The organism is Xenorhabdus sp. XBWT (assembly GCF_059072735.1).
This window is the reverse complement of sequence record NZ_CM180990.1, coordinates 3,481,073-3,503,649: the sequence shown is the minus strand read 5'-3', so window position 1 is coordinate 3,503,649 and position 22,577 is coordinate 3,481,073. Positions and strand designations below refer to the sequence as shown.

The following is a 22,577-nucleotide window of genomic DNA, read 5'->3' as shown; positions in this document are numbered from 1 at the left end:
GTGTTCGTCAGCGGCGGGGTGTTTGTGCGTTTTTTTTGACGGTTATTTTGAGTCGTTTCAGGGCGTAATGGATAGCCGATTGTGAGACACCCAGACGTTTTGCTCTTTCCCATTGATAATCATCGGGATAATTTTTGACATCGGCGATAAGTGTTTCATCACTGATTTTCGTGGGCGGCTTATCACGTGTCATACAGGGTTCTATTTTATTGCACCACCGGAACAGAGTGCGGATAGAGACCTCAAAGTGGTCGCAGGTTTGCTCGAATGTCAATGCATGCTTGTCTTTGTATGCCAGTACTCTTCTTCGAAAATCTAGACTGTAACCCATCTCAATTCTACCTTGTCATTGGGATTTAGGTATTATGACACAGTATTATGATTCTGCTATATGTCTTGGGGAATGTTGGTCATACCAGTGCTACTCTGGGAGCCTGCGCTACATTTCTGTATAACCTGAATGTGCTGTGAGTTCAACTGGTCGATGCAACGCTATCCATCAATTGAACTCACAGACGATTGAAGACATTCAGGCTGGCAGAGTCCGTGTTGCGATTGTCGGGAGCGCGGAAGCACCAATTACCTCGGAAGTGATCGAAGGTTTTGAAGCTATGAGCGCACTGGCGACGGAAAGCAAGCTTTGCCGTGTCGATGAAACAGATATGGCAAACTGGCGTAATAGCAGCCGACCGTTTGGCAACAGCTGTGGTTTTGTGGTGGCCGAATCCAGCCAGTATATCGTGTTGATGGATGATGAACTGGCTTTGCAGCTGGGGGCGGAAATTCATGGTTCGGTGAGTGATGTTTTCATCAATGCTGACGGTTATAAGCGTTCTATACCAATCTAACTTGAAGGTGCGGGTTTTAAAATCTGAAAGTTGTCAGTAAGTCGAGTCGTGAGTTCTTTCGCTTTTTCTGGCAACGTGACATGAAAAAAGTGACGAAGGGTTTCACGGAATGTCTTCGCATCCGGAAAATAAACATTGTTACGTACTTGCTCATTCATATACTTCCACAATCGCTCTATCGGATTGAGATTCGGGCTGTAAGGCGGTAGGTAATGCAATTCAATATTAAGGACATACGCCATCTCTTTCACTAATTCTGCTCGGTGGTAACCCGCCCCATCCAGAATAATATGGATTTTTTGCGAAAGCGGGTAAGTTTCCCGGAGCGCCCCGAAGAAATACGCGATGTTTTCAGCATTGATACTTGGATATTCACGGATCACGGTGTCTTCAATTCGTTGTAAATTGAGGGCACCCAGAATATTGAGACGGGTACGGCTGCCGGTGGTTTCGACCACTTTTACCTGATTTTTCCCTGCTTTCATCCAACCATAGCTGAGCTTTGCGGACTGTGAAGGATGCACCGCCTCAATAAATAGGATAGGTTCATTTTGACCCGCCCGGTCTTTAAGAGACTGGTAGTCATCAATAAATTGTTGCTGTTGATCCGCATCGAATTTATGAGGCACTCCCTTTGGCTTTTTGTAGCTGAAACCCTGGCGGTGAAGCCATTTCGTCATTCCGCCCACGCTGAAAGACACCTGCCAACGTGCTCGGACGTAAGCCACAATTTGGGCGGTGGTATGCATCAAATTTGTCGTCAAATAATCAATCAAGTCGGCGGTTTGTTCGGCAGAGAGATGGCTTTCAGAACCGCCATTTTCCGGGGTGAGCTTTTCCTGAGCGATAAAATCTTTTAGGTGACGGCTTACCGTACTTTCATGAATACGCAAGGCCTGTGCAATCATCTGAGCAGTCCAGCCCTCTGACGCCAAAAGCACCGCCTTGATGCGATCACAAACTCGACTGTCGCGCGTTGTATCATGCATCAATTCGAGGGCATGTTTTTGTTCTGGTGTCAGATGAATTTTCATGGTTGCAAGCATGATCGGGTTTGGATAAGAAATCAAGCATCTTCAAAGGAGATTGGTATAAACCCCCCCCCCCCCCGCGAATGCTTTCAGAAATTGCCTAATCTGTGAGATAGCGGCGTAATTAATTCACACAGGATGCAATAAAAAATATTGTTTCAATTCAATACTGTTCAGATAGTTTATGTTATTGATATGGTAATTTTACATTTTTTTTCAGAAAGCTAATAAAAATAGTAATCATGACTAATATCTAAATATTTAGTGTGATTTGGTTTTATGTTTAGAGTTATTGAATAGAAATTTATAATAATTCTATTTAATTAATTGTTATGCATGGAATTGCTAATGCATAATGTTCGCACTATTTTTTTTTGGATTATTAAAATATGATTGTTTATATTTCTTCGTAAGGTGTTTATTTCAATAAAAATATTTAATTTTTCCGTAAGGACTTATAAAAAATATATATTTAAATATACTATTTCCTATGATGTTATACATATCGTATTGAGAGGTTTTTAATGGCTTTTATTATATTCTAATTACACATGTTGAGAGGAATTATGTATAATACAGCGTTAAAACTTCAAAATGGTTGGTGGAAATGTGGCTCTACGGGGATAATCCATCAATGGGGAGTTGTAGATAGAGTAGCTAATGAAACCAAAGAAACCCGTGTTTATTTCCCTGTTTTATTTACTAATGTTTGTTTTAATGTGCAATTAACCCTATCAGAAATTGATGGAATAAGTAGAGAAAATATAGTTGCTCGGGATATATCTACATCAGGATTTACATACCACGCCAATTTTGGAGAAGTAAAATCTTATTGGTTTGCTATAGGTTATTAATATAAGATTTATTTTATCAAGAACAGAAAAACTAAAAGCCAGAATACTTTCTGGCTTAATAATATGGCTGTACGAGATAATTTTAACTGTTTTATTTTTTCCAACTCCTGCCTAAAATCGTAATGGCAATTCTCGCGGATATCTTTTATTTCCGTTCCTGTGACGGAAATAAGAAAAATCAACAGGTTACGTTAAAAAGGACAATTCTCCCCTTTAAACTCCTTGATATATCTTATTTCCTGCATGGTGCAGATCATGCTTCCGTTTCAAACGGAGTGATTAAGTATTAAGCAACCTGATGAAGCCAAAGTGACGGCCTCGGCAAAATCAATCGGTTACTTCATTGGCTGAGGCAAGAACTGCTATTCGATCATCGGACTTTGCTGTGCTTACTGCACGATGAGAGCTTGAGTTTAAGCCGTCCAGTACATACGGAATTATCCCATATGTTAAAGGGCAGGGTTCTGCCCTGTGGTGATTACTCTTCTTTTTGTTTCATAAGCTTATTGAATTTTTCATGCAGTGATTGCGGGTACAATTCTGTGTATACCTGCCACAATACATTTAATGAGCGATGCCCTGTAACTTGGGCTACCTCTTCAATTGAGAACCCCGCTTCGAACAAGCGGCTTGCTCCTTCTCTGCGCATGTCATGGTAACGGAGATCGCCAATACCCAGCTTATTGCGAACCCTCTGAAATCCAGCCGTGACGCTTCTTGAGTTATAGGGGAAAATCAACTCGCTTTTTTTGGGTTGGCGTTGAACTATTTCCCATGCTTCCCCCAGTAATGGAACGGTCATGTGATTGCCAGTTTTTTTCTAGGGTCTTTCCTGTCCCTTACAATAACTGATTTTTGTTTTTCATCTATATTATCCCATCTAATTTTACATACCTCTCCGATACGCATGCAGCTCAGGATTGAAAAATTCAAAATTTCTTCATAGGGGATTTTCCCTTCCCTATGGTTACTGCGTTTACGTAAGCCTTCAATAAGCCTGTCAATTTCATCCAGCATAGGCCTTCTGCTGCGGCGTTTAGATTTACCTATTAATCCCATTTGAAGCAATAAAGGTCGCGCTTCATATGCGGGATTTGAGACGTAATCTATGTTATAGATTGGTTTGGCTGATTTTAATACCGATGTTAAGTAACTGACATCATGATTAATGGTTGAGGGAGTAATGCCCGTAGAGTATCTTTGCTTGCAATACTCAATAACATGACTCACTGATAATTCAGAAAGAACTAATTTTGCTAAGTCACTATCTAAGAGCATATTTAGCACATATTTTTTAGTTCTTCCTGCCTTTCCACCCAAATCAGGGTCGTTGATATATTTATGCAGTAGATCACCAACTGTTAAATCTTCGGTATCATTTTGCGCGGGGACTCCGTTTTGTTCCAGTTTAGCTACCCGCATGGCACCCCATGTTTTGGCATGGGACTGTTTTCCAAATGTGCGGTTCTCTCTGTAAATATATTTACCACCAGACTTAACACCAACGGTGCAACGGTAACGAACTGTGCTATCTGCGCGGGGACGTTTTTCTATGCTATAGTAGGCCATCTTTGATGCCCTCCTATTCATGTCCCCATATTAATGGGGCGCTGTTTGGGGTGCTGGTAATAAAAAAATTGCCTAAAATGACCTTAAATGCACGAAAATATACAAACTAAAAAACATAGTAAATTCAATTGCATACCAACGGGTAACGGGAAATTCAAGCCTTCCCGCTTCTCCGTTGCCCCCATGTTAGACTGGACAGACCGTCATTGTCGTTATTTCCACCGCTTATTAAGTAAAGAAGCGCTGCTTTACACGGAAATGGTGACAACGGGGGCGATTATTCATGGAAAAGGGGATTATCTGGCTTATAACGAGCAGGAGAATCCGTTGGCCTTGCAATTGGGTGGCAGTGAGCCTCAGGCATTGGCACAGTGTGCCAAGATTGCGCAGGAACGGGGTTATGATGAAATCAATTTGAATGTTGGTTGTCCCTCTGACCGTGTGCAGAATGGTCGTTTTGGTGCCTGTCTGATGGGAGATGCGGCGCTGGTGGCTGATTGCGTTAAAGCCATGCAGGATGTAGTGGATATTCCCGTTACCATTAAAACCCGCATTGGGATTGATGAGCAAGATAGCTACGAGTTTTTGTGTGATTTTATTGATACTGTCGTAGAAAACAGCGATTGCGATAATTTTGTTATCCATGCGCGCAAGGCGTGGTTATCTGGTCTCAGTCCAAAAGAAAACCGCGAAATTCCACCATTGGATTATCCACGGGTCTATCAATTAAAGAAAGATTTCCCTCAATTGACGTTTTCCATTAACGGCGGTATTAAGTCATTGGAAGAAGCGAAACAGCATTTGCAATACGTGGATGGTGTGATGATTGGACGAGAGGCTTACCAGAATCCATCTATTCTGGCACATGTGGATCGTGAATTATTTGATCAAACAGCACCAGTCACGAATACGATTAATGTGGTTAAGGCGCTTTATCCTTATATAGAACAAGAATTGTCTAATGGTACTTATTTAGGACATATCACTCGTCATATCTTGGGGATTTTTCAGGGAATTCCTGGTGCGCGTCAATGGCGTCGTTATTTGAGTGAGAATGCCCATAAACCCGGCTCCGGTATTATGGTCGTTGAAAAAGCGCTAGAAATGGTAACAGAGCGGATGTAGTCCGCTCTTCATTAAAGTTATCAAGGGATCAGTAAGCTGGAGCCGTGAGTTAAGCGGCTTTCCAATGCTTGATGTGCGGTTGCAGCTTCGCTCAATGAAAACTTTTGGCTTTCTGGTGTATCGATTTTGATTTTGCCAGTGGCGATCAAATCAAACAGGGCATTGCTGGCTTCGTTCAATTCCTCACGGGTTGTGATATAGCCGTTAACTGAGGGGCGAGTGACGAACAAAGAGCCTTTTTGATTGAGCAGACCTAAATCGACGCCGGTCACTGGCCCGGAAGCATTACCAAAGCTAACCATCAAACCACGCCGTTTGAGACAGTCCAGTGAATCTAACCATGTAGCTTTACCTACAGAATCATAAACGACACTGACTTTTCCTCCTCCAGTGATCTCTAAAACGCGTTCGACGATATTCTCATGGTTGTAATTGATGATTTGCCATGCACCCGCGGCTTTTGCAAGTTCGGCTTTTTCATTAGAACCCACAGTTCCAATCAACTTTGCCCCCAACGCTTTTGCCCACTGGCACGCAATCAGCCCGACACCACCAGCTGCGGCATGGAACAAGAAAGTTTCATCTTTTTGAATTTGATAGGTTTGGTGAAATAAATAGTAAACCGTTAGGCCTTTCAAAAGTGATGCTGCCGCTTGCTCAAATGAAATCGAATCAGGCAGGAGAGCGAGCCTGTGTTCCTGCACGTTATGCACTTCACTGTAAGCACCAACGGCAGATTGCGCATAAGCTACGCGATCACCCACTTTAATTGATGTTACATTCGCGCCAACTTTGGTGGCAATACCCGCAGCTTCCATACCAAGGCCGGATGGTAAGCTGGTGGTAGGATATAACCCACCGCGAACATAGGTATCAATATAATTAATACCAATGGCTTTATTTTGGACTTGTACTTCATCAGGTGCAGGGGCTACAGGTACAAAGTCACAATATCGGAGTACTTCTGGGCTGCCAGTAGTGGAAAATTCAATACGTTTTGCCATGGTAACTCTCTCATCATGTTATAAATACTGGGAAGAGCTTCGCATGTTTGCAATGAAAATAGTGCAAACAGACGTAAATGTGCCCGAAATCATTACAGACTATATATAATTACTCAAGGCTGTTTTCATGGCGTATACTGATTCCCTATTTTGTTCTTGTTTAGTGGATTGATGCGGTATACATGGCTGGAAAAAAACCAACTAACAACAGTATGGCTGAACCAAAAGATCGCCAAGTGGAAGGGCTGAAACTTCCACCACACTCTTTGGAAGCAGAGCAATCCGTGTTGGGCGGTTTGATGCTGGATAACGAACGTTGGGATAATGTTTCCGAGCGGGTCACCAGCAATGATTTTTTCAGCCGACCACACAGACGTATTTTCTCCGAAATGCAGCGTTTACTCGAAACGGGTAAACCCATTGACTTGATTACATTATCGGAATCTCTTGAACTGAATGGTGAACTCGATAATGTCGGCGGGTTTTCCTATCTGGCTGAACTGTCAAAAAACACACCAAGTGCCGCGAATATCAATGCGTATGCTGATATTGTCCGTGAGCGAGCCGTCGTTCGTGACATGATAGCCGTGGCAAATGAAATTGCGGATGCGGGGTATGATCCGCAAGGGAGAACCAGTGAAGAGCTGTTGGATCTGGCAGAATCACGGGTATTCCAGATTGCAGAAAATCGGGCAAACAAAGATGAAGGTCCGAAAGGTATTGAGCAGATCCTTGAAGAAACCGTTGAGCGAATTGAACTGCTCTATCAGCGTCCGCACGATGGTGTTACAGGCGTTTCTACAGGGTATCAAAATCTGGATAAAAAGACCGCAGGGTTGCAAAAATCAGACTTAATCATTGTCGCTGCACGTCCCTCAATGGGGAAAACCACTTTTGCGATGAACCTGTGTGAAAACGCAGCGATGATGCAGGATAAACCTGTTCTGATTTTCAGTCTTGAGATGCCTGGCAATCAGATCATGATGCGTATGCTGGCATCCCTTTCCCGAGTGGATCAAACGCGTATTCGTACCGGTCAGCTTGATGATGAAGATTGGGCTCGTATTTCCAGCACCATGGGGATATTGCTGGAAAAACGTAATATGTATATTGATGATTCATCTGGTTTGACTCCAACAGAAGTGCGTTCCCGTGCGAGACGAGTTTTCCGCGAACATGGCGGACTTAGCTTGATTATGATCGACTACCTGCAATTGATGCGGGTACCTTCGTTATCTGATAACCGAACACTGGAAATTGCCGAAATATCCCGTTCTTTGAAAGCGTTGGCAAAAGAGCTTCAAGTTCCGGTTGTTGCATTATCTCAGCTTAACCGTAGTTTGGAACAGCGGGCCGATAAGCGTCCGGTTAACTCCGACCTGCGTGAATCAGGCTCCATTGAGCAGGATGCCGATTTGATCATGTTTATCTATCGTGACGAGGTATATCACGACAATAGTGAATTGAAAGGTGTGGCAGAAATTATCCTTGGTAAACAGCGTAATGGCCCTATCGGTACGGTAAGGTTGACTTTTAATGGTCAATGGTCACGCTTCGATAACTATGCAGGTCCGAGCTACAGTGATGAATAAACCTAGCGCCTATTTCCCATATTCCAATGATTTGTAATCATCGGTGTCTATGAGGGTAGGCAGTTATTGATTAAACCGGACAGGAACATCATAAAAGAAGGGGACAAAATGAAAGCGGCAACTGCTGTTATAGACCGCCGCGCTCTGCGACATAATCTGCAACAAGTCAGGGTACAAGCTCCTGACAGTAACGTGATTGCAGTTGTGAAAGCAAACGCCTATGGACATGGTTTATTAGAAATTGCGCACACAATGGAAGACGCTAACTGTTTCGGTGTTGCCCGGATTGGGGAAGCGCTTGCCTTGCGAAGCGGCGGGGTCGTCAAGCCAATTTTACTATTAGAAGGTTTTTTTGAGGCGACTGATTTACCTGTGTTGGTCGTCAATCATATTGAAACTGTGGTGCATAGTATTGAGCAGCTCGAAGCATTGGAGCAGGCGGATTTGTCCCATCCGGTTAAAGTATGGATGAAACTGGATACAGGTATGCATCGGCTGGGCATCAGAATTGATGAAGCGGAAGCTTTTTATCAACGCCTGAGCCGTTGTCATAACGTTGAACAACCTATTAATATCATCAGCCATTTTAGCCGGGCGGATGAACCTACCGTAGAGACAACCCAACAACAAATCGATCGCTTTATGGCATTCGCTGCGGATAAAGCCGGTGAGAAATCCATTGCTGCATCAGGGGGGATTTTGCTGTGGTCACAAGCTCATTTAGATTGGGTTCGCCCTGGCATCATGATGTACGGAGCCTCGCCAATGGCGGATAAAACTGCGGCTGACTTCAACTTGATCCCAGCTATGACGTTAAAATCCAGCTTAATCGCGGTACGTAAGCATAAAGCGGGAGAATCGGTGGGATATGGCGGTACATGGAGCAGCGAGCGTGATACCTGTCTTGGCGTAGTGGCTATGGGATACGGTGATGGCTATCCCCGCAGTGCGCCAGCCGGCACGCCAGTATTTATCAACGGCCGGAAAGTACCGATTGTTGGTCGTGTTTCCATGGATATGGTTACTGTAGATTTAGGGCCTGATTGTCTGGAAAAAGTCGGGGATGAAGTAATTCTTTGGGGCAGACTCCTGCCTGTAGAAAAAATTGCGGAGCACTCTGGAGTTAGTGCTTACGAGTTAATGACTAAATTGACTTCACGTGTTGCAATGGAATATCTAGACGAGTAATGCACTAAGTTATATTGTCTGCTAATGCGTTTTTCACATAATTCAGCAGCAGGGAGTATAACGTAGTGTTCCAGAATATTGATACATACGCAGGTGATCCTATCCTATCGTTATTGGAAGCATTTAATAACGATCCTAGAGAAGAAAAAATTAATTTGAGCGTCGGTCTTTATTACGATGAACAAGGTATAACCCCCCAATTGCAGGCTGTTGCAATTGCTGAAAAACAAATGAGCGTTCTGCCTCAGTCTGCTTCTCTTTATCTTCCGATGGAAGGATTATTTGCCTATCGCGTGGCAATTCAGGAATTGCTATTTGGCAAAGATCATCCATTGTTAAATCAGAAACACATCGCAACCATTCAAACAGTAGGGGGATCAGGAGCATTGAAAGTGGGTGCAGATTTCTTACACCGTTATTTCCCGGATTCTGAAGTATGGTGCAGTGATCCAACCTGGGAAAACCATGCTTCCATTTTTGCTGGAGCAGGAACAAAGGTAAATTATTATCCCTATTTTGATGACAAAACCAAAGGGGTAAAATTTGACGAAATGCTGTCTACATTCAAACAACTACCAGCAAAAAGTATTATTTTGATGCACCCTTGCTGCCATAACCCAACAGGCTCAGATCTAACTAATGACCAATGGGATCAGGTGATTCAGATTGCTCAAGAGCGGGAATTGATCCCTTTCCTTGATATCGCCTATCAGGGATTTGCAGATGGTATGGAAGATGATGCCTATGCAATCCGTGCGATGGCAGATGCAGAGCTGCCTTGTCTGATTAGTAATTCATTTTCGAAAATTTTTTCACTGTATGGTGAGCGTGTTGGTGGGTTATCCGTTGTCTGTGATGACGCAAAAGTAGCGGAATGTGTCTTGGGACAATTGAAAGCGAGTGTGCGTCGAATTTATTCTAGCCCACCTAATTTTGGTGCTCAGGTTGTTGCCAGAATATTGAGTCATCCAGAATTAAAAAAACAGTGGCTGGAAGAAGTTGAACAAATGCGTTTACGCATTCGGGAAATGCGGACAGTTTTAGTCAATGCCCTGAAAAAATCCTTGCCAGAGAAAAATTTTGACTACCTACTGAAACAGCGTGGTATGTTCAGCTATACCGGATTCAGTCAGGAACAGGTCGATCGATTGCGTGAAGAGTTTGGTGTCTATCTGGTCGGTTCTGGCCGTGTTTGTATGGCTGGCGTGAATCATCATAACGTGCTACGCATTGCAGAGGCATTTGCTGGGGTAAATTAGTGGATTATCACCTATAGAATTAAAAATTCCCCTGTTCTAATGATGGGCAGGGGCATATTACCATTTAGACACAGAGATTATATGAAATTTGCGGAGTTAACAAATACAGAATATCCCGCATAACAAGACAAAATTTCATCTGGAATGCGACTAATCTGACAGCACAAATGCGTCAGCAACTGATTAAACTGTTCGTGAGCTAGTAAGCGTACGGGGAACCCCACCTAGCCAGGATAAATCCATTGATTAAAATAGTTTCACCTATTCTGATGATGGAAAAAACTCACATGAGCCAATCCAGGTTTACTCAAGCCGAGTGGCGGGACCTGTTTGAACAGCAGAAAAAATCCGAACTGACGGTCCCGCAGTTTTGCCAAAAAATCGGTGTGTCGACCACCCGGTTCTATCACCACCGCCAACGCACCTCCCATCCACCGGAAAAGCCGTCTGGGCTGGCTTCACCGTCTGCTTTTATTAACGTCAGCACCGCTCAGAAAAAATCCGCCTCATCCAGCCCACTCCCCATCTTATTTGAGACACCACAGGGCACACTGCGTTTTCCTGCCGGCACGGATAAGCATGTTATCATTGCGATTATTCGGGGGCTCGCCGCATGAAAATGTTTGTGGATGTGCCGGAGGTGTATTTGTGCCGCTCATTTATCGACTTCCGAAAATCCATCAACGGGCTGGCGGTCTGGGTAGAGCTGGAAATGCAACTGTCGCCGACGCAAACCGCGTTATTCCTCTTTTGCAACAAGAAGCGGGATAAACTCAAAATCCTCTACTGGGATAAAACCGGGTTTGCGCTCTGGTACAAACGGCTGGAGAACGCGAAATTCAAATGGCCCACCGCCGTCAACAGTGCCTCCCTGACCCTGACAGAGCAGCAACTGCACGGGTTGTTATCGGGTTATGAGGTCATCGGGCACCAGCCCTTCTCCGTCCAGGATTGCCATGTCGCCTGATCCCTTGATGATCATCAAACCAACGGGCATTAATTACGCTTTTTCGCCGGGGATGGCATAAAATGTCCCCATGAAAATTGATATTGATGCCCTGCCCAATGACCCCGCTGAACTGAAACGGCTGCTGATTAAGCAGTCGCAGCGGCTGGCCTTTTTGGAAGAGCCGTTCCGTTTAGCCCAACAAAAACGGTTTGGGGCTTCCTCGGAAGCGTTCCCCGGCCAGGGGGAGTTGTTTAACGAAGCGGAAGAAATTGCGCTGCCGGCTGAAACGGCCGCCGCACAGGAAACCCTCACACCTCCCCGCCGTAAGCCGACACGCAACCCCCTGCCCAAAGATTTACCGCGCGAAACCGTGTTCCATGATATCGCCGAGGAAGAAAAACAGTGTGCGTGCTGTGGCGGCAGGTTGCATCAGATGGGGGCAGATCGCAGTGAAAAACTGTTGTTCATTCCCGCTCAAATCAGGGTGGTTGAGCATGTCCGCCCCAAATACGCCTGCCGTGAATGTGAAAAATCCGGCATTCAGACGCCTGTCAAACAAGCCTCCCTGCCAGCGATGCCCATCAAGAAAGGCATGGCGACCAGCAGCCTGCTCAGCCAGCTTATCACCAGTAAATATCAGTATGGGTTACCGCTGTACCGTCAGGAAAGTGTGTTCAAACAGTATGGCATTGACCTCAGCCGCCAGACCCAGAGTGACTGGATAGTAAAATCCGCGCAGTTGTTTGCGCCTTTGGTGACCAGGTTCAGGGAAACGCTGTTGCAACAACCGGTTCTCCATGCGGATGAAACCCCGGTGAAGGGGGTGACGTCTGAAAAAACGACCCATTACATGTGGGTCTATTGTGTGGGCACTGATACCCCCCAGGGGTTACGCATGAAATTTTGGTAGGCTAAAATTGATTAAATAACAGGGCTTCCATGTAGCCATTATCCCACCCGGCTGATTTCCTTCGGGCACTCAAACTCAACTTATTGTTGGTATCCCGTTTAACGATATTGAGCGCCATTTTACGTAATTGGGCAAATATTCTTGTGGCGATCTGCTCTCTCATCCGTGAATCATCTTCCCGAAAAGTGACATCCAGCACCCAGTGTAAGCTATTTTCAATAGCCCAATGTTTCCGAATGGCTGCTAACTGAAAGGCAGGAGCGTCCTGACAACTACTTAAATAATAACGAAAATAAGAGGTGACTGTTTCAGAATATTGTTCTTGCCGTATTGTTTCTGTGACCAGAAGAGCCTGAATATCTGGCCAGGAGCCTAAGTGTTTTGTTTCTGGTGTCAGCGGTAGAACCCATCCGCGTCGTCTGACGGTACGCCCATGGCTATCTTCAAATTCATCATGGTCAGGTTTCAGATAAGGTTTTTGTGTTGCCCGTTGTTGTTGAAAATAGTTAACCGCTTCCGAAAAGGTTTTTCCCTGATTGCCTTTAAGGGACAAAATATAATCGGCTCCGCTCTCGCGTAATTGCTGGGCAATCGTGCGTTGACAGCCCATCGCATCAAGCGTCACGAGATGGCCTTTCAAGGAAAGCATCGATAATAATGTGGGGATGGCCTTAATTTCGTTTGATTTTCCGTCTACAGCACACTGACATAAGCTAAGCCCTTTCTCAACGGAGAATGCACTTACCACATGTAATGGGCTTTGTTCAATTTTCTTGTCAAACGAATGGCGTAAACTTTTACCATCAATCGCAATGATCGCCCGCTTTTCTGAAGAAACATCATGAGAAACCCACTGATAAAAATGGCGTTCAAAGAGGCGGGGATTTAATAAACTGAAACAGCGCCGGAAAGTATCATGTGACGGAATACCGCCTTTGAGCGGAAGAAATGAACCCAGCCAATCCTTTTTTAGTTGACCATACTGTTCAATATCGGTCCAGGCGTTAGCGCCGGCAATGACAGCACATACCGCAATCACTAAGATATCAATAAAACGGTGCCTGATCTTTCCCTGACAACGCGGGTCTGGAAAATCAGAAAAGACATCCACTAATTTTTTCATCTGCATTCCCTCTAAAAATGAGGGAATTATCCACTAAATATTTTCATGCGTAACCCCTGGATACCCCCGAACCGGCGGCGCTCACACCGAATATTGTGCTGTATGACCACCAGGCCAGCCGTTCAGGCACCTGCGCTGCTGACTATCTCGCCGGTTTTCAAGGTTATCTGCAGGTGGATGGCTATCAAGGCTATGAGCAGACCGGTGCCCGGCTGGTCGGTTGCATGGCCCATGCCCGTCGTAAATTTATGGAAGCGAAGCAGGCGCAGGGAAAAAACAAAACGGGCAAAGCCGATATCGCGCTGAGCCTGATCCAGTCACTGTACCGGGTTGAGCATCAGATCAAGGGGTTAAGCCCGGCCGAAAAATACCGGATCCGCCAGGAAAAAGCGCTTCCTATCTGGGATAAGTTATCGGCCTGGCTGGTTAAAACCCAATCTCAGGTGATCCCCAAAAGCAAGCTGGGTGAGGCCGTGACTTACCTGAGTAATCAATGGCCCAAACTGATCCGCTATCGGGAGGATGGTCGTTTGTCGATCGACAATAACCGGGCAGAAAGGGCGATCAAACCGTTTGTCATCGGGCGAAAGGCGTGGCTGTTCAGCCATACCCCGCGCGGTGCGCAGGCGAGTGCGATCCTCTACAGTGTCATTGAAACGGCCAAAGCCAATGGCCTGATCCCCTTCGATTATGTCATGACCTGTTTGGATGAGTTATGCCAGCCCGCCCCGGATCTGGAAAAACTGCTGCCATGGAAAAAGCAAGGTGGGGTTTAGTTGACGCTTACGTGAGCTATAACGCCAAAGTCAGGATTGTTTATATTGAGACAGACTATAAACGCTGGCGGCAACAAAATAGTCATCGTCAGTATGTTGTACCGGATAAGGTATTGGATCGGATGCTTGCTAAATTGGAAATTCCGACACCTGAAGAAGCACATGAAGTTTGTTATTTCATTGATTCGGTATTATTGAATCGATAATGACGGAATATCATTCTGTGGTTTTTGTTGAAAGTGGAAGGCTGAGGAAATGCATTAGCCTTCCTGCTCTATTATTAATAATATGAAGTGTTACTTTTTCAACAACTCATAGAACGTTGGGTTATCATCACACTGCCCACCGCCACATTCCAGAATGGTAGAAATCAAATTGGCAGCGATCAAAAATGCGAATAACCCCATGGCAATTTTGCCCAACATTGGTGGAGTGTATCTTGCAGAGTCGGTATTGCCTGTTTTCAGAGGCATAATTACCGCGATGGCAATAATGGTCAGAATTGATACGATTGCAGCCCAAGTATAAAAGTGTAACCCGAAGAAAGTTGAACCATATCCTGTATCACCTGGCAGGATATGAAGAGAAACCTGACGCATGGCAACGAAGCCAGTTACAATACAGCCAATAATTGAAAGACTGTAATGGGTATTTTTTATACCGAAGTAAATATTAAACAAAAATCCGAAACCAATCATTATAATGCCGGCACGTTGCAATAAACATAATGGGCAGGGAAGTTCAAAACGTGCTAATTGATAATAAAATGCGACTATCAAAATAACACTGATACCGAATAGACCGAGAATATTTAAGCTCGTCGCGAGATTAATATCACGTTGTGTTGATATTGTATTATTCATTACAGCCTCCGATCAAAAGGAAAGATTCAGTGCATCAGTGGCATGATATTGAAACCAAAATACCGTGATGATTAATAAAGCAAACCAAAGTGAGTATGTCAGCTTTTTCTTGCGTGTAATTACCGAGGCAATTATAAGTAACGCAATTAAAAAAGGTAAAAACATATACATATTTAATCTCCATTATAAGTTTTAGGCATATGATATGCCATTATGTCATTTGTGCATGAAAAATGTGATCAGTATTAATATTAGATCAACAATACCATACTGATTTACGAAAGGTTATTTCATTAAAAATGGCTGCAAGAAAATGCTTTTTTGTACGCATAAAAATGCATTTGGTCAGTAATTGGTTAACAAATAGGTGAAATCCCCCCCATTGTGTGGGGGAGGATAATATAGATAGGACACGTTTAGTGACTACAGTAGGTTAGTCACGCTCAAGTATCGGTTTCAAAAAACGAGCCGTATGCGATTCCTGACATTGGGCCACTTCTTCTGGTGTTCCCGATACCAGTATTTCACCACCACCGCTCCCTCCTTCAGGGCCGAGATCGACAATCCAGTCAGCCGTTTTAATCACATCCAGATTATGCTCAATCACAACAATTGTGTTTCCCTGATCCCGAAGTTGATGCAGGACAGACAGTAACTGCTGAATATCCGCAAAATGCAAACCGGTCGTCGGTTCATCAAGGATATACAGTGTCTGGCCTGTACCTCTCTTAGAGAGTTCCCGTGCCAGTTTTACCCGTTGTGCTTCCCCGCCTGACAGTGTTGTTGCCGATTGCCCCAGACGAATATAGGAAAGACCGACATCTATCAAGGTTTGCAGTTTACGGGAGAGAGCAGGGACAGCATCGAAAAATTCCCGTGCCTCTTCAATGGTCATATTCAGAACTTCATTAATATTCTTGCCTTTATATTTGATTTCCAGCGTTTCACGGTTATAGCGTTTGCTCTTACACTGATCGCAAGGTACATAAACATCAGGCAGAAAGTGCATTTCAACCTTAATCACACCATCGCCCTGGCAGGCTTCACAGCGTCCGCCTTTTACGTTGAAACTGAAACGTCCCGGTGTATAGCCACGGGCACGAGATTCAGGAACACCTGAAAATAATTCTCTCACAGGCGTAAATATACCAGTATAAGTAGCGGGGTTTGAACGAGGGGTTCTGCCAATAGGGCTTTGGTCTATATCAATGACCTTATCAAAATGCTCCAGCCCTTCAACATCGATATAAGAGGCAGGATTAATGTTTGTTGCCCCGTTTAGCTGGCGCTGTGCTATAGGGAAGAGTGTATCGTTGATCAGCGTTGATTTACCGGAACCAGAAACGCCGGTGATACAGGTAAACAAGCCGACTGGCAGTTTTAGTGTTACCTTTTTCAGATTATTGCCTTTTGCTCCAATCAATTTTAGTATCTTGTCAGGATTGGTAGGCACACGCTGCTCTGGAATGGCAATTTTGCGTTCACCACTCAGGAATTTTCCGGTGAGAGATTTTTCACTTTCCATAATATTGGAAAGAGTCCCTTCGGCAACAATCTCACCTCCATGCACACCCGCGCCAGGCCCGATATCGATAATATGATCAGCTGCACGGATGGCATCTTCATCGTGTTCGACCACAATAACGGTATTACCCAGATTGCGCAGATGCAGCAACGTTTCCAACAAACGTTCATTATCCCGCTGATGCAGGCCGATGGAGGGTTCATCCAGCACATACATTACGCCGACAAGACCTGCACCAATTTGGCTGGCTAAACGAATACGCTGGGCTTCACCGCCTGAAAGTGTTTCTGCTGAACGGGAGAGCGTCAGGTAATTCAATCCAACATTAACCAGAAATTTCAGGCGATCACGGATCTCTTTCAAAACTTTTTCAGCAATTTTGGCGCGTTGCCCACTCAGTTTAATATTTTGGAAAAATTCCATCGCATGACCGATGCTGAAATCAGAAATCTGGGGCAGCGTGGTGCTTTCAATAAAGACATAGCGGGCTTCTTTGCGCAGTCGGGTTCCGTCACAAGAGACGCAGGAACGATTGCTGATATATTTTGCCAGCTCTTCCCGTACCGCAGTAGATTCCGTTTCTTTATAGCGGCGCTCCATATTGTGCAGGACACCTTCGAACGGGTGGTTACGAACGGTCACATCGCCGCGATCATTGGTATATTTAAATTCGACGGATTCTTTTCCTGAGCCATATAAAACCACTTTCCTAATCACAGAACTTAACTGATTAAATGGCACTTCGATATCGAATTTATAATGTTCTGCCAGTGATCTCAGCATCTGGAAGTAGTAAAAATTACGGCGATCCCAGCCACGTATTGCGCCACCAGCAAGGGATATATCACCATTCTGAACAACACGTACAGGATCGAAAAATTGCTGAACGCCTAAACCGTCACAAGTCGGGCAGGCACCGGCAGGATTGTTGAAGGAAAACAGGCGTGGTTCCAGTTCGCTCATACTATAGCCACAGATTGAACAGGCAAAATTGGCGGAGAAGATCAGTTCTTCGGCCTGTTCATCATCCATATTAGCAATGACTGCCGTACCGCCGGAAAGCTCCAGTGCGGTTTCGAATGATTCTGCCAGCCGTTGGGAGAGATCGGCTCGTACCTTGAAACGATCTATAACCACTTCAATGGTATGTTTTTTCTGCAATTCAAGTTTAGGTGGATCAGAAAGGTCACAGACTTCACCATCAATACGGGCGCGGATATAGCCTTGTGCAGCGAGGTTATCCAGCAGTTTGGTGTGCTCACCCTTGCGCTCCTTGACGACAGGGGCCAGCAACATCAGGCGTTGGCTTTCCGGCAATGCCAGTACATTATCCACCATCTGGCTTATCGTTTGCGCCGCCAGAGTGATATCGTGCTCGGGGCAGCGCGGTTCACCCACGCGCGCAAACAGCAGGCGAAGATAATCGTGAATTTCAGTAATTGTCCCGACCGTAGAACGCGGGTTATGGGAAGTAGACTTTTGCTCAATGGAAATCGCCGGAGACAGCCCTTCGATATGATCGACATCCGGTTTTTCCATCAGTGATAAAAACTGGCGGGCATATGCAGAGAGCGATTCCACATAGCGCCGCTGACCCTCGGCATAAAGAGTATCGAAAGCCAGGGATGATTTACCGGAGCCGGATAGCCCAGTAATGACGATTAGCTTGTCACGGGGAATTACCAAATTGATATTCTTGAGATTATGGGTGCGGGCGCCCCGAACTTCGATGTTATCCATATACCACTTCTCAGATTATTGATAGAGCAAAATACGTAAACGCGTTATTATTGCACAAACGTTGCTGAATGGATATACAGTATTAGATGGGAAATCATGCTGTAACCATTACAATGTAAAGTACGATGCGCTTCGCAAAGTATAATATAACGGGTATATCTTTAAACTTAGCCCTCGCATGGTAAACTACTTTGCTTATAATTAGAGAAGTCCGTTTTTAGCAAAATTCATTTCATCAGGAGTATTCCCAATGGCCAGCAGAGGCGTAAACAAAGTTATTTTAGTGGGTAATTTGGGGCAGGACCCGGAAGTTCGCTATATGCCGAACGGAGGTGCAGTCGCCAACATTACTCTGGCAACGTCTGAGAGCTGGCGTGACAAGCAAACCGGTGAGATGAGGGAAAAAACCGAATGGCACCGTGTAGTGCTCTTCGGTAAACTGGCAGAAGTTGCAGGTGAATATCTGCGCAAAGGTTCTCAGGTCTATATCGAAGGTTCTTTGCAGACCCGTAAGTGGCAGGATCAGAGCGGTCAGGATCGTTACACCACTGAAATTGTGGTAAATGTTGGTGGTACAATGCAAATGCTGGGCGGCCGTGGTGGTGCAGGGCAAGAAGCTGCTCCGGCACAAAGCGGTTGGGGGCAGCCACAACAGCCACAACAGCCACAGGCATCTCAGCAATTCAGTGGTGGCGGTGCGCCATCTCGTCCGGCTCAGTCTCAGTCTTCTGCACCACAGAGTAATGAGCCACCAATGGATTTCGATGATGATATTCCATTTTAAATTTGATTTCGGAAATTCGGTAAATAATTGAATCTAACACCCCGTTTATACGGGGTTTTTATTTTATGTAACTATACCTGCCGTCACCTGTCGTCTTTCAAGTTGCAGCTTTGTTGGCTGCACTCACTCACCCCAGTCACATAGTTAGCTATGCTCTTGGGGGTTCATTCCCTTGCCGTCACGCTGCATCTTGAAATCCATTGGTTATATAAAGTTTTTATTAATTACCTTGATTTTTTTACAGATAATGAATGAAATAGCAAATAATTTAATCCACTGATAATGTCATAATATAACGAAAAGGTAAGTTAGTTAACAAGTCTGGCGTAAAAATTCCTGAAGTAAATCACTTGCAAAGCTACGTTCGGAGGAATTTATTATATTATAAAAACAGCATTAAGTTCCCTTCGAAGTGCTATTATTTTTCAATATTATTTTATTTTTAAATAAATATTGTTTTTGTGTGTTTTAATTTTCAATTATCATGAAAATAATAAAATATATTAATGAGCCAAGAAAGCACACAAATGATAATCGTCACTTTTCAGATAATGATATAGCCCTCCTTAGTTATTGTTCGTTATTCTTCTTTTGCTTCTCTATTCTGCTTCTTAGCTTAGGAGCCATCATTCCTATCAGGGAGAAGAGAAGAATCTGAGAAAGCATTGTGCAGATGTGTCTGACTATCTAATCAGAAATACTCCAATCTATATTGGGGATAACACGCCTTTACAGATGATAAAAGCGCTCTAGAAGCTAAATACAGAGTTATTCAAGAATCCATACATTTTACGGGATGTACCTATAATTATTTAGGAGGATAAATTGAAAAATGTATCTGTTAGCACAAATGGTTCAATCATTGAAGATTCACTTATGTTTGGTCAATTTGGATGGCCGGAGTCTGAACCTGATATGATGTCTAATGGTAATTTAATTTCAGCAGATTTACGTGAGGCATTACTTAATAAGTGTTCTATTTCTAAAGAGTTACCCTCTGATCAGTGGTGGAAAGAGAAAAGAAAAAAAGATACCCCTTTGCACGTTCTGGTTCGGGATTATCTCAATCATCCGGTTATCCAGTTTAATTCGAAAACTATTTTTTCATCCTGTCTGGAGACATTATCGAAAATCAAGTCTAGTATAAATGAGAGAGGAGAAATTGATATCATCCTTCCTGTCTTTTGTGTTATTAGTAACTGGCAGAAAAGACATGATATTACTTCTTTGACTATGGCTGAAGAGGTGTCTTTATTGCACCTTGCGAAAGTTTCAACGTATCTTGAAGAAAATACAGGAATAAAAATACGTTTTACCATTCTTTCGGATGCTACATTTTATGCGGGGATTTTTGGTGACCCAATGGTTGCAGCAGAAAAATATATCAGGGATCTAAAAGAATTCACTAAAATAAGAAAGATAAATGAGATAGTTAACATTTTTGATATATCTAATATAGTCGCATTACTTCAGGATGATTATGACAGTGCTTTATCAAACCATTTGAAAACATTCACATCAAATCCATCTTTTGGAATTAGTCATGAGGAGGCAATTCGTTTCCACGCAAGTGTTGGGAGTACTGTTAACATATCAGATTTATCTCTGACATATAATCAAAAGAAGGATATGTTTTGTGATTTCATTTTTCCTGATTTGGAAACAAAGAATGAAGTTATGAATAGAGTTCATACTGCTTTCATTCATTATAGAGCGATGAAAGAAGCAATGGCGAGTATTCGATGGGAAAAGCTTTTGTTTCCTAATGCAATCCGAGCCACTATTCATCACAAGACGTTACCATTAATTGGTGTCAGGATATATCCTGATTATAAGAGTCATTCACCTTATCTTCCTTATCACGGTATTGCCGTTATTGAACACCGGAAAAATATTTGGCGAATGAGTATTGAACAAGAAATCCACCAACATGGTAAGAGAATGAGAATTATTAATCATCGGGGGGTAAGTGATTTTTATGTAGATGCTGATACGTTGGAGAATATGACGACTTTATTGCAGGAATCGAACTCTTAATAAAAATCAGGATAAGATTGTTACTCTATGACCTGACATATCAATACGGAAGATAATCAAATAATGAGGCTTTATAAGAAAATCTTCCGTCACGGTAAAAGCAGTTCAGGTCATTAGAGATATATGTGTTGTACTTATTAGTATCTCCAGAGGATTATTCATGCATAATCTTATCTTAATTATTTTGGGAAATATCGCATTAGAGAGTGCGGTACCGCTACTTTTCACTGTAGGAGGGTTGGCTGGCCTGCATCTTGCTCCATTGGCCTGGCTTGCGACTTTGCCTATTGCTATACAAATGGCAGCCGGAAGTGTTTGTTCAATTCCATTTTCGAACTTCATGGCACGTTATGGGCGGAGAAGCGGATTTATTCTGGCCAGTATAGCAATGGTATTTGGTGGAGGAGCTTCCGCGGTTTCGATTTATTTAAACAGCTTCCTGCTTCTGCTCGGAGGGCATTTCTTGATTGGCATCGCGATGATTGGCATTAATTTTCTACGATATGCCGCAGCAGAAAGTGTTCCCAAGAACCGGGCTGCAACAGCAAGTTCTTTATTGCTGGCTTCAGGGATAATTGGTGTTGTTATTGGTAGCGAACTTTACGGGAAAGGAGATGGGCTGGGTTTTGATCTTCCGTTTATCGGAATATATGTGATTGTGTCCGTTATTGGAGGGGTCGCGGTTCTTGCATTTGCAGCACTTGAAGCGGGTCTTGGATATTCAGTCAGTTCAACAGAAGATAATGCCGGTAAATCATCAGGATTCTCTTTTATTGCCAAAAATCGGCCTTTATTGTTTGGCATTACGGCGATGGTACTGGGTCATGCAATTATGATGATAGTCATGTCACCTGCCTCAATTGCCTCGGTAGGCTATGGTATGGACGATTCAGAAACAGGTATGCTAGTTGGTGTCCATCTTGTCGCTATGTTCGCGCCCGGTGTCATCACCGGTATGCTTATATCAAAAATGGGAGCGAATAATATTATTCTCTTGGGAGCTTTTTTGAATCTTGTCGGTTTTCTGATTGGGCTGACCAATGAAACAAAAATAGTTATTCTCGGAGCGCCGTTGATCTTTGCTGGAATAGGGTGGAACTTCATGTTTTTGGGCGGAACTCATCTTATCAACAGCATGTCTGATGGTATCAATAAAGTTCGTGTTCAAGGGGCAAGTGAAACGCTTTTGGCTGCTGCATCAATGGTGTTTGCGCTTGCATCTGGGGGAATTTACGAATCACTGGGTTGGAAAGGGTTAGTTTTTGTTGTAACAGTGATGACGTTGCTGACTATTGCATTACTTTTTATTCGGATACTTTTAACATCGAAATTTGCCGGTAAACCGGATTGACTTTTTCTCTTGAAGCCCCACTGTTGTGAGGCTTTCCACTTTCATTTAA

19 protein-coding genes and 3 pseudogenes are annotated in these 22,577 nt (G+C 43.8%); 14 read left to right on the top strand and 8 right to left on the bottom strand.

The window, feature by feature from the left end:
- Nucleotides 1-7 precede the first annotated feature (7 nt).
- Nucleotides 8-331: an IS630 transposase-related protein gene (locus tag AC5JQI_RS15295; protein WP_493912790.1), complete on the bottom strand. Its 324-nt coding sequence runs from the start codon at nt 329-331 to the stop codon at nt 8-10.
- A gap of 136 nt (nt 332-467) precedes the next feature.
- Between AC5JQI_RS15295 and AC5JQI_RS15290 the strand changes: the two genes are divergently transcribed.
- Complete coding sequence (locus tag AC5JQI_RS15290; RefSeq protein WP_493912789.1) at nt 468-848, top strand: beta-ketoacyl synthase N-terminal-like domain-containing protein; 381 nt, start codon at nt 468-470, stop codon at nt 846-848.
- Here AC5JQI_RS15290 and AC5JQI_RS15285 read toward each other — a convergent pair.
- Nucleotides 845-1,882: an IS630 family transposase gene (locus AC5JQI_RS15285; protein ID WP_493912788.1), complete on the bottom strand. Its 1,038-nt coding sequence runs from the start codon at nt 1,880-1,882 to the stop codon at nt 845-847. The two genes, AC5JQI_RS15290 and AC5JQI_RS15285, sit on opposite strands and share 4 nt — an antisense overlap.
- 563 nt (nt 1,883-2,445) lie before the next feature.
- Here AC5JQI_RS15285 and AC5JQI_RS15280 point away from each other — a divergent pair.
- The gene (locus AC5JQI_RS15280; protein ID WP_493912787.1) at nt 2,446-2,733 is read left to right on the top strand and encodes a gp53-like domain-containing protein; all 288 of its coding nucleotides are present in this window, start codon (nt 2,446-2,448) and stop codon (nt 2,731-2,733) included.
- A 478-nt stretch (nt 2,734-3,211) separates the two neighbouring features.
- Here the strand turns inward: AC5JQI_RS15280 and AC5JQI_RS15275 are convergent.
- Nucleotides 3,212-4,302: pseudogene (locus tag AC5JQI_RS15275) on the bottom strand (tyrosine-type recombinase/integrase).
- 87 nt (nt 4,303-4,389) lie between these two features.
- On the opposite strand from AC5JQI_RS15275, the gene dusA reads away from it, so the two are divergent.
- Nucleotides 4,390-5,427, top strand: a complete 1,038-nt coding sequence (dusA, locus tag AC5JQI_RS15270) for a tRNA dihydrouridine(20/20a) synthase DusA (RefSeq protein ID WP_493912786.1) — start codon at nt 4,390-4,392, stop codon at nt 5,425-5,427.
- Between the two features lie 20 nt (nt 5,428-5,447).
- Here the strand turns inward: dusA and AC5JQI_RS15265 are convergent, their stop codons facing one another.
- Nucleotides 5,448-6,431, bottom strand: a complete 984-nt coding sequence (locus AC5JQI_RS15265) for a quinone oxidoreductase (RefSeq protein ID WP_493912785.1) — start codon at nt 6,429-6,431, stop codon at nt 5,448-5,450.
- A gap of 182 nt (nt 6,432-6,613) precedes the next feature.
- On the opposite strand from AC5JQI_RS15265, the gene dnaB reads away from it, so the two are divergent.
- The 6 genes and pseudogenes from dnaB to tnpC (AC5JQI_RS15235) all read left to right on the top strand — a co-directional run.
- Nucleotides 6,614-8,023, top strand: coding sequence for a replicative DNA helicase (dnaB, locus tag AC5JQI_RS15260; protein ID WP_237388121.1), 1,410 nt, complete (start codon nt 6,614-6,616; stop codon nt 8,021-8,023).
- A gap of 108 nt (nt 8,024-8,131) precedes the next feature.
- Complete coding sequence (gene alr, locus AC5JQI_RS15255) at nt 8,132-9,211, top strand: alanine racemase (protein ID WP_493912784.1); 1,080 nt, start codon at nt 8,132-8,134, stop codon at nt 9,209-9,211.
- Nucleotides 9,212-9,276: 65 nt separating this feature from the next.
- Nucleotides 9,277-10,470, top strand: coding sequence for an amino acid aminotransferase (locus AC5JQI_RS15250; protein ID WP_493912783.1), 1,194 nt, complete (start codon nt 9,277-9,279; stop codon nt 10,468-10,470).
- A gap of 287 nt (nt 10,471-10,757) precedes the next feature.
- Nucleotides 10,758-11,087 carry an IS66 family insertion sequence element accessory protein TnpA gene (tnpA, locus tag AC5JQI_RS15245; RefSeq protein WP_493912782.1) on the top strand — a complete coding sequence of 110 codons (330 nt, stop codon included), beginning with the start codon at nt 10,758-10,760 and terminating at the stop codon, nt 11,085-11,087.
- A complete protein-coding gene (gene tnpB / locus AC5JQI_RS15240; protein ID WP_275358884.1) occupies nt 11,084-11,437 on the top strand; it encodes an IS66 family insertion sequence element accessory protein TnpB in 354 nt (117 codons plus the stop codon). The genes tnpA and tnpB overlap by 4 nt, the downstream gene beginning before the upstream one ends.
- Nucleotides 11,438-11,507: 70 nt before the next feature.
- Nucleotides 11,508-12,302: pseudogene (tnpC, locus tag AC5JQI_RS15235) on the top strand (IS66 family transposase); the annotation flags it as partial.
- Nucleotides 12,303-12,330: 28 nt separating this feature from the next.
- On the opposite strand, the gene AC5JQI_RS15230 reads toward tnpC (AC5JQI_RS15235), so the two are convergent.
- On the bottom strand, nt 12,331-13,452 hold the full coding sequence (locus tag AC5JQI_RS15230; protein WP_493912134.1) for an ISAs1 family transposase: 1,122 nt from the start codon (nt 13,450-13,452) through the stop codon (nt 12,331-12,333).
- Nucleotides 13,453-13,511: 59 nt separating this feature from the next.
- Between AC5JQI_RS15230 and tnpC (AC5JQI_RS15225) the strand changes: the two are divergent.
- Together tnpC (AC5JQI_RS15225) and AC5JQI_RS15220 are read left to right on the top strand one after the other, a co-directional pair.
- Nucleotides 13,512-14,228, top strand: a pseudogene (tnpC, locus tag AC5JQI_RS15225) (IS66 family transposase); the annotation flags it as partial.
- Entirely contained in the window at nt 14,204-14,434 is a 231-nt protein-coding gene (locus AC5JQI_RS15220) for an ATP-binding protein (RefSeq protein WP_493912781.1), read from the top strand. The pseudogene tnpC (AC5JQI_RS15225) and the gene AC5JQI_RS15220, both read left to right, overlap by 25 nt.
- Nucleotides 14,435-14,524: 90 nt before the next feature.
- On the opposite strand, the gene AC5JQI_RS15215 is transcribed toward AC5JQI_RS15220, so the two are convergent.
- The 3 genes from AC5JQI_RS15215 to uvrA all read right to left on the bottom strand — a co-directional run bounded on the left by AC5JQI_RS15215 (nt 14,525) and on the right by uvrA (nt 18,356).
- A complete protein-coding gene (locus AC5JQI_RS15215) occupies nt 14,525-15,091 on the bottom strand; it encodes a disulfide bond formation protein B (RefSeq protein WP_237388126.1) in 567 nt (188 codons plus the stop codon).
- A 12-nt stretch (nt 15,092-15,103) separates the two neighbouring features.
- Nucleotides 15,104-15,256, bottom strand: a complete 153-nt coding sequence (locus tag AC5JQI_RS15210; RefSeq protein WP_493914702.1) for a DUF5993 family protein — start codon at nt 15,254-15,256, stop codon at nt 15,104-15,106.
- A gap of 268 nt (nt 15,257-15,524) precedes the next feature.
- Nucleotides 15,525-18,356, bottom strand: a complete 2,832-nt coding sequence (gene uvrA, locus AC5JQI_RS15205; protein ID WP_493912780.1) for an excinuclease ABC subunit UvrA — start codon at nt 18,354-18,356, stop codon at nt 15,525-15,527.
- Nucleotides 18,357-18,606: 250 nt separating this feature from the next.
- Between uvrA and ssb1 the strand changes: the two genes are divergently transcribed.
- The 3 genes from ssb1 (at nt 18,607) to AC5JQI_RS15190 (ending at nt 22,528) form a co-directional block, all read left to right on the top strand.
- Nucleotides 18,607-19,140, top strand: a complete 534-nt coding sequence (ssb1, locus tag AC5JQI_RS15200; protein ID WP_493912779.1) for a single-stranded DNA-binding protein SSB1 — start codon at nt 18,607-18,609, stop codon at nt 19,138-19,140.
- 825 nt (nt 19,141-19,965) lie between these two features.
- Complete coding sequence (locus tag AC5JQI_RS15195) at nt 19,966-21,177, top strand: L-tyrosine/L-tryptophan isonitrile synthase family protein (protein ID WP_493912778.1); 1,212 nt, start codon at nt 19,966-19,968, stop codon at nt 21,175-21,177.
- Between the two features lie 160 nt (nt 21,178-21,337).
- Nucleotides 21,338-22,528: an MFS transporter gene (locus AC5JQI_RS15190; protein WP_493912777.1), complete on the top strand. Its 1,191-nt coding sequence runs from the start codon at nt 21,338-21,340 to the stop codon at nt 22,526-22,528.
- Nucleotides 22,529-22,577: the final 49 nt, after the last annotated feature.

Coding starts and splice junctions, on each gene's coding strand:
- AC5JQI_RS15295 (WP_493912790.1), bottom strand. CDS start 331: ATGGGTTACAGTCTAGATTTTCGAAGAAGAGTACTGGCATACAAAGAC.
- AC5JQI_RS15285 (WP_493912788.1), bottom strand. CDS start 1,882: ATGAAAATTCATCTGACACCAGAACAAAAACATGCCCTCGAATTGATG.
- AC5JQI_RS15280 (WP_493912787.1), top strand. CDS start 2,446: ATGTATAATACAGCGTTAAAACTTCAAAATGGTTGGTGGAAATGTGGC.
- dusA (WP_493912786.1), top strand. CDS start 4,390: ATGCACGAAAATATACAAACTAAAAAACATAGTAAATTCAATTGCATA.
- AC5JQI_RS15265 (WP_493912785.1), bottom strand. CDS start 6,431: ATGGCAAAACGTATTGAATTTTCCACTACTGGCAGCCCAGAAGTACTC.
- dnaB (WP_237388121.1), top strand. CDS start 6,614: ATGGCTGGAAAAAAACCAACTAACAACAGTATGGCTGAACCAAAAGAT.
- alr (WP_493912784.1), top strand. CDS start 8,132: ATGAAAGCGGCAACTGCTGTTATAGACCGCCGCGCTCTGCGACATAAT.
- tnpA (WP_493912782.1), top strand. CDS start 10,758: ATGAGCCAATCCAGGTTTACTCAAGCCGAGTGGCGGGACCTGTTTGAA.
- tnpB (WP_275358884.1), top strand. CDS start 11,084: ATGAAAATGTTTGTGGATGTGCCGGAGGTGTATTTGTGCCGCTCATTT.
- AC5JQI_RS15230 (WP_493912134.1), bottom strand. CDS start 13,452: ATGAAAAAATTAGTGGATGTCTTTTCTGATTTTCCAGACCCGCGTTGT.
- AC5JQI_RS15220 (WP_493912781.1), top strand. CDS start 14,204: ATGGAAAAAGCAAGGTGGGGTTTAGTTGACGCTTACGTGAGCTATAAC.
- AC5JQI_RS15215 (WP_237388126.1), bottom strand. CDS start 15,091: ATGAATAATACAATATCAACACAACGTGATATTAATCTCGCGACGAGC.
- AC5JQI_RS15210 (WP_493914702.1), bottom strand. CDS start 15,256: ATGTTTTTACCTTTTTTAATTGCGTTACTTATAATTGCCTCGGTAATT.
- uvrA (WP_493912780.1), bottom strand. CDS start 18,356: ATGGATAACATCGAAGTTCGGGGCGCCCGCACCCATAATCTCAAGAAT.
- ssb1 (WP_493912779.1), top strand. CDS start 18,607: ATGGCCAGCAGAGGCGTAAACAAAGTTATTTTAGTGGGTAATTTGGGG.
- AC5JQI_RS15190 (WP_493912777.1), top strand. CDS start 21,338: ATGCATAATCTTATCTTAATTATTTTGGGAAATATCGCATTAGAGAGT.